Origin of the sequence: Bacillus sp. GMa5/1 (assembly GCF_050172015.1) — a bacterium.
Taxonomy (GTDB): Bacteria; Bacillota; Bacilli; order Bacillales; family Bacillaceae_G; genus Bacillus_A; species Bacillus_A cereus.
Genome location: NZ_JBNLYC010000362.1, coordinates 1 through 2,065, shown reverse-complemented (window position 1 = coordinate 2,065; position 2,065 = coordinate 1). Strand labels below are relative to the sequence as shown.

Below are 2,065 nucleotides of genomic sequence, written 5' to 3'. Positions count from 1 at the left end.
TATCTAATAGAAAGACTTTGAATGATAGAGCCAACACGAATAGCCCTCTACTTTGATTTTTTTTCAAATATAGAGAGCTGAAAATGATTACATTTCTTCCATTACTTTTAATACCTGTTCAGTTGATGTTACTTGAATCCCAGCACGTATCAGCTGTTCCAACGCACGTATAAAGGTAATTAAATTTATGCTACCAGGTACTTCAATTACCCTTAGCTTTTCTTTTGGTAATTTATCTATCTTTTCAATGAACAATTCACGTACATCACTAGGAATAAAGCGTTCTTTATGTCCTTTTATTTTTAGAAGTTCACGCATTTCTATTTCTAAAGCCATATAAGCATTTAGATTTGCACCTTGTTCATAAGCGTATTTTCTAAATAATGTTTCTTCTTGATATCTTAGATAATTACGATGGTAAGATTCCTCTGTAACAGGTACGGCAAATTTGTTCTTTAATAACTCAAATGTTTTACGGAACAGCTTCTTGATGCTTCGGCGAGAGTACATAGAGAAATGCAATCCGAAATCAAATATAGCTTGTTCTTTTTGTTTTGCTGGTACGTGCTGTGTAATAAGAGGATAAATCCCTTCTTTAGCTGCGGTATCAAGAATATGATACTGTGATGTTTGATTCAGTAATTTTTTCAGTGTATATACTAACTTACTTGGATATTTTTCAGTGCGATCAATCATGTCACGCAAACTATGTATTACACTACGGATTTGTCGATGACAGGTATTTTTAAGTACATGAATAAATTTATTCATGTCTCGTGTAAATTCCCCAATATGCATTTCTTGTAGTGTAGATTCAATAAATCGGGCTTTACGGGCATACGTAACCTTTGGAGTAAAAGGATCACGATACTGTAGTTCGCCTGATTCTTTTCCACATAAGAAGTCTGGATGAATAGATAAAAATAAAGTCGTGTATTTTTTCTTGTTTTGAACCCCTTTTTGTAGTTTACAGATTTTGAATAGTGGAGTTCCTGTACAAGGCAATACAGTCGTTAGTTCTTTCATAACTGCACGAATTTGATGTGGATACTTCTTATGTAGAAAGCGGTACATCCCACCAAAGTGAGTCTTATTACCTCTTTCATCCTGTTTGTCTAAAGAACGTTTTAATGTAGTTTCTCTATGCTGTTGCATAGCAATATCTAAGAATAGCTTCTTAGATGCTACTGAAAGTTCAAAGAAAGCTTTTGTAAAGACTACAGGACTAATGTAAACATAAGGATTTGCTTTTTCTGTTTCTTCATTCATAAAATGAGTTATTTTAATTGTGTATCGACTATCTAATTCATTTTCAATCGTAATAATGTTATGTAGGCTTAATTTTTTTAATGCAATATAGAATTGAGAATGCTGTATACATGCCAATTCTTCTTTGTATTGCTTATAGTCTTCCCAAAGCATATGTACTGTTACGTTTGGAATAATACCATTCGTATAGCATTTTTTATGTAGGTAAAGGAATACTTCAAGATCTGCATTTGTAATACCGTACAATTTATGTTTTCTTCCCATTGTTTTTGAAATAGTATGACGTGAAAAAGATGGCTTTGCTTGTGCAACAAATCCATCGATATCCGCAATACGTTCTTCATACGACATTTGATTAATAATATCTTCAAGGTATGTATCTTTATAGCTATAGTATTTTCCTTCCAATGCATCAACAAGTGCTTGCCAAGATTTTAATGTAACTATAACCGCATTAGTAGATTGTCCATCTAGACTACGTTGATTACGAATAACAAATGATTTGCTCATCTTTTTCACCTCCTATACAAATTAAAATATACATATCCGTACAATATAAAATATACCGATTTTAATTATAGCAAATCAAAAGTTGATGAAATGGGCCCCTTTAAGAGCCAACATGAAAAAATGAAATGTACGTTAATCCCTTTCATACCAAGGGGTTTCGGGTTTTGTTCTATTTTTTTTATGGACATGATATCACTATGGATTTTCATGTTCCGAATAAATAAGAAAATGAGTTGTAAAATGCTAATAAACGTTGTTCTAATGGGGTTGGAAGCTTATTTTCATA

At 32.3% G+C, this 2,065-nt stretch carries 1 protein-coding gene; it reads right to left on the bottom strand.

Features of this window, described 5'->3' with window-relative positions:
• Nucleotides 1–87: 87 nt before the first annotated feature.
• The gene (locus tag ACQGSG_RS28625; protein WP_065705696.1) at nt 88–1,779 is read right to left on the bottom strand and encodes a hypothetical protein; all 1,692 of its coding nucleotides are present in this window, start codon (nt 1,777–1,779) and stop codon (nt 88–90) included.
• Nucleotides 1,780–2,065: the final 286 nt, after the last annotated feature.

Bases quoted from the DNA above. Each gene is read 5' to 3' on its own strand.
- ACQGSG_RS28625 (WP_065705696.1), bottom strand. From the start codon at position 1,779: ATGAGCAAATCATTTGTTATTCGTAATCAACGTAGTCTAGATGGACAA.